Here is a 7,259-nt window from a genome sequence, read left to right on the forward strand (position 1 = left end):
GTAACTGATCCATCTTCATTTATATCAACTTTTTTGATATTCTTATTCTCCTGCAGCAGTTTAGACGGCTTAACACAACTAATACCCAGTTCGTTACATATTCCCTCAACTATTTTGTCTAAACTCCATAATGATAAGGGCGATTTAAGTTTTCTAATGAGTACTATGTCAGAAAGTTCATTGCATATGTTGATGGAAAGTCTTGTGCATGTTTCCTTAATTTCCTCTATTTTAATTGGTATATTGCCATTTGACTCACAAGATTTCCACTGAACTAAATTCCTTAATGCTCTAAATGAGTTTTCCACCGTAGAAATCTCGTCTCGACGTATAAAAGCTGTTATCGACAGAGACAAGAAGGGAAGAATTGCCTTTCTTATCCTTTCACAAGTGAACTTTGAAAGATTAAATCTTATATTAAATGGAAACTCTCCACATATAACATTTGAGTCGTAAAGAGCATAATAACATATTGGGTCTCCTTCTTCGCATATTCGCTTGAAATTGTACTCAGATAATACTATAGGAGAATATCCGAAACTAGCTAACTCGACTAAAACGCTTTTATCGTTTGAAAGAGCCAAAATATTAATATCAGATATTCCTTCGACAAAATCCTCTTCCCTAGTATAAGAGCCGAAGAATGCTAGAACCTTAACCTTCTTACAAATTTCTAATAATTCACTCACAAAAATCTCCTTAGACGGAAAATTATTATAATTACTGCTAAGCATCAGATGGTTTAAAACTTAAACTAAGAGGAGAAGCTTTACAGAATAAGAAATCTTTACCATTTATGACAGGAAGGAAGTCAGTATATCGCTAGTCAAAAATTTTTAAAATCTATTAAAAATACTGGAATAATGTTTGTTTTCAGAAGTTTCATAAGCATCTCGTAGATTAGGTTTTTTAAAGCGGAAGATAAATATTAAAACATGCCAAGTAAGTTTTTATATAAGAATACTGAATTATACTACTATCCTCTAAAAGAATTGGAGGAAAAAGGATATAAGATTAGCGATCTACCTTATTCAATAAGAATATTAATAGAGAACGTTTACAGAAATCTAGACGGAAACAAGATAACTCAAGAAGATTTAGATGCAATAGCTAATTGGAAAGTAGGAAAAGAATTCGCCTTTATGCCTACTAGAGTTGTGATGCAAGATTACACTGGAGTTCCCTTGTTAGTTGATTTAGCAGCTATGAGGGATATAGTCAGAAAAATAGGAAAAGATCCAAAGATTATAAATCCCGTAATACCTGCTGACTTAGTTATAGATCACTCAATCCAAGTGGACTACTTTGGAACGATTTATTCATTAGATTTTAACATGAAGAAAGAATTCGAGAGAAACTATGAAAGATATCAATTTCTAAAGTGGGCACAAGGCTCTTTTAGAAATTTAAGAATTGTCCCACCTGGAAAAGGTATAATCCATCAAGTGAATTTAGAGTATCTAAGTACGGTAGTCACTAAGTCTGAGGTCAAAGGCGTTTTAACGGCATATCCAGAGGTAATTATAGGAACAGATTCTCACACTACTATGATAGAGGGTTTAGGAATCTTAGGTTGGGGAGTAGGAGGATTAGAAGCAGAATCTGTTCTCCTAGGCGAGCCATATTACATGAACGTACCAGAAGTAATCGGAGTGAGATTAACTGGTGAGATTCAAGAAGGAGTTACTCCGACAGACGTCGTATTGTATATTACGGAATTACTTAGAAAGAAGAATGTTGTAAATAAGTTTGTAGAGTTCTTTGGACCATCATTATCACTTCTATCAGTACCTGATAGAGCAACAATAGCAAACATGGCTCCAGAGTACGGAGCTACTGCAGCTTACTTCCCCATAGATGATGAAACCATAAAGTATCTAAAATTAACTAATAGAGATGGTGATTTCGTTAAAACATATGCCGAATTACAAGGATTATTTTACAATAACATGTTAAAAGTTAGATATTCTGATGTTGTTGAAGTAGATTTAAGTAAAATTGAACCTTCAATAGCAGGACCGAGAAACCCAGATGAGAGAATAGCATTGAAAGATGCTCCTAACAAGTTGAAAGTTAAAGAAAAGAAGAAAGGTAGGTTCATAGAAGACAATAATGTAGTATTAGCCGCTATAACGAGCTGTACAAATACTTCAAATCCTACTGTCATGTTAGGAGCTGGAATCTTAGCTAAAAAGGCTGTAGAGCTTGGGTTAAGAGTTCCTTCGTACGTAAAGACAAGTACTGCCCCAGGCTCTCCGATTGTTGCAGAATATTTAAAGGAGACTGGATTGTTACCATACTTAGAGGCTTTAGGCTTTCACATTGTAGGATTTGGATGTACTACTTGCATAGGAAACGCTGGACCATTACCTAAGCACATTGAAGACGATATCAAAAACAATGGAATAGAGGCTTATTCAGTGATCAGCGGGAATAGAAACTTTGAAGGGAGAATAAATCCACTATTAAAAGGAACTTTCCTAGCCTCACCAATCCTAGTAGTTGCTTATGCTTTAGCTGGAAGAATTGATATTGACTTCTATAACGAGCCAATAGGCTATGATCCAAATGGCAAACCAGTTTATTTAAGGGATATTTGGCCAACTATGAAGGAAATTAAGACTTACATGAATTTAGCCTTAAACCCAGAAATTTATAAGAAAAGATCTAACATATTTGAAGGAAATGAGTTATGGAACTCACTAAAGGCTCCACAAGGAGATGTTTATAATTGGGATGAGAAATCAACATATATTAGATTACCACCATGGTTCGCTGAAAAGGAAGAAGAATTGAATGATGTGATTAACGCTAGGATTCTTCTCCTTCTAGGAGATAAAGTAACTACAGACCACATTTCACCAGCAGGTCCTATAACGCCAGATTCTCCAGCTGGACAATACCTTAAATCATTAGGGGCTTCTGAGTTAAACACCTATGGTGCTAGAAGGGGAAATCATGAGGTAATGCTAAGAGGAGGGTTCTTTAACCCAAAGCTTAAGAACCTATTAGTAGATAAAGAAGGAGGTTATACAAAGCATTTACCTGAAGGTAAAGTAATGAGTGTATATGAGGCAGCAATGCAATATAAGAAAGAGGGAGTACCACTGGTAATTGTAGCAGGTAAACAATATGGAAGCGGGAGTTCAAGAGATTGGGCTGCAAAGGTTACTAAGCTTTTAGGCGTTAAAGCAGTATTAGCGGAGAGCTTTGAGAGAATACACAGAAGTAATCTAGTTTCTATGGGAGTTATACCAATTGAGATTCAAGATTGGAGAAAGCTTGGAATAAAGGGAGATGAGACTGTAAATATATACGGATTAAAAGATCTAACTCCGAAGAAGGAAGTCACTATTGAATTTATAAGAGATAATGGAGAAAAAATTGCTATAAAAGGTTTAGTGAGAGTTGATAATAACGCTGAATTATCTTATGTAAAGGAAGGAGGAATATTAAATTATGTGCTCAAAAGATTTTTAGAACATGATGAAAAGAGTTAGAATAAGAGGAATTTACTCTACTGCACTTACAGAAATTTTTTCATCACTTTTTTCCGTAGTGCAACAATCTTTTGAAATAGCTGAAAGGTTCATGCAAGAGATAAGAGAAGAACCAGCTGATATAACGATTAAAGATGGAGAGGATAAAGGAACGCTAATCATTATGAGTGATGACGATATCTATGAGGATATAGCTAATGTTTTCAAGAATTCGTTCATATGGAGGAGTCCAGTAAAATTGTATTCTGTCATAGAACCAAAAGAAGACTGCACTTACTTGGAATTTAAGGTCGAACCTTGTATCAATAAAGGTTTGGTCGTGAAAGTCCCGTACGGAGATAATAAGATTGGATTAAGTGAACCAAAGGTAGTTAGTAAGTATGCAATGTTATGGAGAGGAAAAGGTTATACAGTGTTTTCTGAGCACATAAGAGAAGACGAGGATAGGATTAGACTTTTACAGCTAAGTAAAAACCTTAATAAAAAAGGATATAACGTGAAGTGGAGGAGCAATGCTAGATTTGCAAACTTAGCTGAATTGAAAAATGATTTAGACAACTTATTACTGAGATACAACTCAGAAAATTTCGGAAATCAAGGTGAAGAATTTTATATTGTAAATATTTCTTTGACAGATAAATTATATCTAGACGATGTAAGGAAAAGGATAGTAAATACTGTTAAATTTCATCACATGTTAAAACTAAGCTATGGAAAAGAAGTTGATATCGTAGAGGAAAATGGTGGTAGTTTAGCAAAACTATTGGATGGATTAGTTAGTGAGTTCTTAAACATTGAGCATATAAAGGCTGATGGGAAAGTGTTATATCTAACTGGAGGTAGAGTCCTAGAGAAAAACATTGGAGAAAATGAGTACGTAATAAAGCTTAAACGAGATCTCAAAGAAGGTGGAGTACTTGATGGTATTAACGAGAAAATCACAAAGGGAACTTATGATATAGTTGAATATGACTCTGAGAAGTGGTATCAAATACATCGATATTTTAATAGTGAAAATAAATTAATTGGAACATATGTAAACATCTCTACTCCACCCGAGTTACTTAGAGGAAAAATAAGGTATCTAGATCTGGAGATTGATGTTGTGATTAAGGGTTCTGAGATAATCGTATTGGATGAGGATGAGCTAGAAAAAAAGAGCAAATTCATGCCCTCTTCATTAGTGTCTAAAGCTAAAGAAGTTTTAAACAATATAGTTAAAATGGCTAAAGAAAATAAATTAACTTAATGTTTTTAAAGAGTATAAAAAGACTTCCAATGTTGACTATTTTTTAATTTTAGGATTTAGTAAGTAAAATAGATTTAAAAAATGATTAAATTCATCAATGGGCTTTCGGACAAGAGTGAATTGAATTTTTCTATCTATTTTATAAAATATAAAAATGTAGATATTTAGATAAATATATAAAATATTTTAATTATAAAGACTTAATTACTATAAACACATAATAATATCATGTAGTATCTTTTTACCATTATCTATGCAAATTTATTGACGGTCTCTATTAAAAAGTTTTTAATTATATAGCAAAATATATAATGATAGATCAGCTATTTGTTCAAAAAAATCAACGATAAAAAAGAAACTATTAAATATCATAAAGAAGTATATATAAATATGAAATTAAACGGAATTGATATCTCATCGATCATCAGTTCCCAAACAGCCTACGTAGCTACAACATACGAGTTCATAGAAATCTTCGCTGAAGACTTCCCTACGTATATCTCTTTAGATGTAAATGGAAGAATTATTAGAAAACTAATTGTACTTTCTAGGCCTAGAATCAATTTCAGTTTCTATCCAAATTATAAGTATATTATAGAGAAGAGTAATTTTAATGATAACTATTCCTTACAATCACTTAAAGATGCCGAAAAGATATTAATATATATCAAGGCTACGAGAAAAAGTATGGGAAACGAGAAAGTAATGCAACCAATTATTAACTTTTTAGGATTAAAGAATGATAAACCTTCTAAACTCCTAGTAGTGAACGATATTCCAATCGTTACAACAAATAGAAAAGAAGAATTGATTTCACAAACAATAGAATTTATAAAACAAGAATTAGGTCTTGACATTTCCACATTGCCTACTATTGTAAATGCATCAGATTATAGAGAAATTAGGAAGAGAGGAAAAGTGAAAATAGTTGACGTTGATTACTATCAAAACCCACTTATCCTTCCCTAAGCTTTCTTGTCACTTCACTAGTTACCTCTTTTGATAGTCTCTTAGTCTGTTCTATTGAGCCTAACCTTTTAGTTGTCTCTAAGTTCTCTGAGAGTCTTCTGGTAGTCTCTATGAAGTCAAGTCTCCTAGTTTGTTGAGCTATTTGGTTCATTTGTGTTAAAGTTCTAGTAGCTTCTACTAATTGTTCTGCTTGAACTTGCTTTGCGTATTTGTCTAAGAGCTCATAGTATCTATACTCATTTAATAAATCCTCATCTAAAGAGGAAACAAACGTGTTTTGGTCAGTAGCTTTCCTAACTTGAACTACTTGCAATAGTGACTCTTGCTTACTTGTAACGGGATCTTCATAAGTTACTCTTACTGTTAGGAAGTTTCCCTCATAGTTTGCTGGCAATATGGTCTCCCCTAGAATCTTTACTACATTTTCTATTCCATTAATCTTAACCGGCAGACTAGCATAATTCAATAGTTTTACTGCCCCTTCAGAAGTTATGTCAACTGTAACATTTTTTGCCGCTATTTGGGTTACGGCTTTCTGGGGCAACTTTTGTGGGATCTCTGAGGGATCAGATACATGATACATTACTCCTCCCGTTTTATCGCTAATTTTTTGGAGTAGTTGTTCATTATAATCATCACCAACACCAAAGGAATGAATCTGAAGCCTATCATAATATTTCACTTTAAGATAGTTATCCAGGTTGGTTTCATCAGTCGGATTACCGTCCGTCAATAACAATATATAAGCAGGAATGTTATATTTCTTAGCAATATTGTTTGCACTGAGTAATGCTGTATAAAGAACGGTCTGACCTCCAGCGCTTATATTCTGTATCTCCTCAGTCATATCAGATGGATCAACAAATTCCTTAACTACATTAACTGTTGAGGAAAAAGTTATGAATGAAACTTTATTCCCTTTAGGTATACGTTTAAATAGCTCAATTGCACCTTGTTTTGCTAATTCTATCTTATATCCAGCCATTGACCCACTAGTATCCAACACTATAATGTAATGAAAGCCAGACGCTGACCCCAATTTTTCCGGAACTAATAAAACTTTAAAGACATACCTAACATCTGCATTATACGAATACTTGTGACTAGTATTTACCCTTAATGAGAGAGTCATCTTACCCACCTATAGATAAATCTTATCCATTTTTCCACCCTTTTTTAAAATTAAAACACCTGCTCTCATTTTATGATACCTACTTGAAAAAACTGTTATCACTTTCCCATTCATATCTTCTCTAAATCCATCCGCTACTTCATGACCCCTAATTATCCCATTTAACGAGTTTTTCTTTAAGAAATCCTCTACTACTCTTTCTCCGAAATAATAAGTTCCCTCACCTCTTATGTTAGGCAAAAAATCTAAATCTCCTAATCCTTCTCTCGGGTCGTTCCAAAGTAGCTGGAATGCTATAGGATCGTTAGGTATCTCGTCTGGCCTAGGTAGCTTTTTTATGTCTTCTACTTTTTCAAGCCCCGAAGCTATTCCTCCGTGTACGCAAAAATAATTATTAACTACAACTGCG

Annotated in this window: 6 protein-coding genes; 3 read left to right on the plus strand and 3 right to left on the minus strand. The window is 33.7% G+C overall.

The window, feature by feature from the left end; all coding sequences use genetic code 11:
* Positions 1–689 (minus strand): hypothetical protein (locus DMP16_RS06735; protein ID WP_255446824.1); only part of this gene is annotated, 689 nt, incomplete at its 3' end.
* A 246-nt stretch (positions 690–935) separates the two neighbouring features.
* Here DMP16_RS06735 and acnA point away from each other — a divergent pair.
* From acnA to DMP16_RS06750, 3 genes are all read left to right on the plus strand, one after another.
* The gene (acnA, locus tag DMP16_RS06740; RefSeq protein ID WP_069281531.1) at positions 936–3,500 is read left to right on the plus strand and encodes an aconitate hydratase AcnA; all 2,565 of its coding nucleotides are present in this window, start codon (positions 936–938) and stop codon (positions 3,498–3,500) included.
* The gene (locus DMP16_RS06745; RefSeq protein WP_069281533.1) at positions 3,484–4,749 is read left to right on the plus strand and encodes a DUF402 domain-containing protein; all 1,266 of its coding nucleotides are present in this window, start codon (positions 3,484–3,486) and stop codon (positions 4,747–4,749) included. The genes acnA and DMP16_RS06745 overlap by 17 nt, the downstream gene beginning before the upstream one ends.
* Before the next feature lie 390 nt (positions 4,750–5,139).
* Positions 5,140–5,718, plus strand: coding sequence for a hypothetical protein (locus DMP16_RS06750; RefSeq protein ID WP_069281540.1), 579 nt, complete (start codon positions 5,140–5,142; stop codon positions 5,716–5,718).
* On the opposite strand, the gene DMP16_RS06755 is transcribed toward DMP16_RS06750, so the two are convergent.
* Entirely contained in the window at positions 5,705–6,850 is a 1,146-nt protein-coding gene (locus DMP16_RS06755) for a VWA domain-containing protein (protein ID WP_069284518.1), read from the minus strand. The two genes, DMP16_RS06750 and DMP16_RS06755, sit on opposite strands and share 14 nt — an antisense overlap.
* A gap of 9 nt (positions 6,851–6,859) precedes the next feature.
* The coding region (locus DMP16_RS06760; RefSeq protein WP_185957832.1) for a metallophosphoesterase at positions 6,860–7,259 on the minus strand (400 nt) is incomplete at its 5' end.

Source organism: Sulfolobus sp. B1 (genome assembly GCF_007050195.1).
GTDB lineage: Archaea > Thermoproteota > Thermoprotei_A > Sulfolobales > Sulfolobaceae > Saccharolobus.

Excerpts from the sequence above, each read along its gene's own strand:
- DMP16_RS06745 (WP_069281533.1), top strand. The coding sequence starts at position 3,484 with ATGATGAAAAGAGTTAGAATAAGAGGAATTTACTCTACTGCACTTACA.
- DMP16_RS06750 (WP_069281540.1), top strand. The coding sequence starts at position 5,140 with ATGAAATTAAACGGAATTGATATCTCATCGATCATCAGTTCCCAAACA.
- acnA (WP_069281531.1), top strand. The coding sequence starts at position 936 with ATGCCAAGTAAGTTTTTATATAAGAATACTGAATTATACTACTATCCT.
- DMP16_RS06755 (WP_069284518.1), bottom strand. The coding sequence starts at position 6,850 with ATGACTCTCTCATTAAGGGTAAATACTAGTCACAAGTATTCGTATAAT.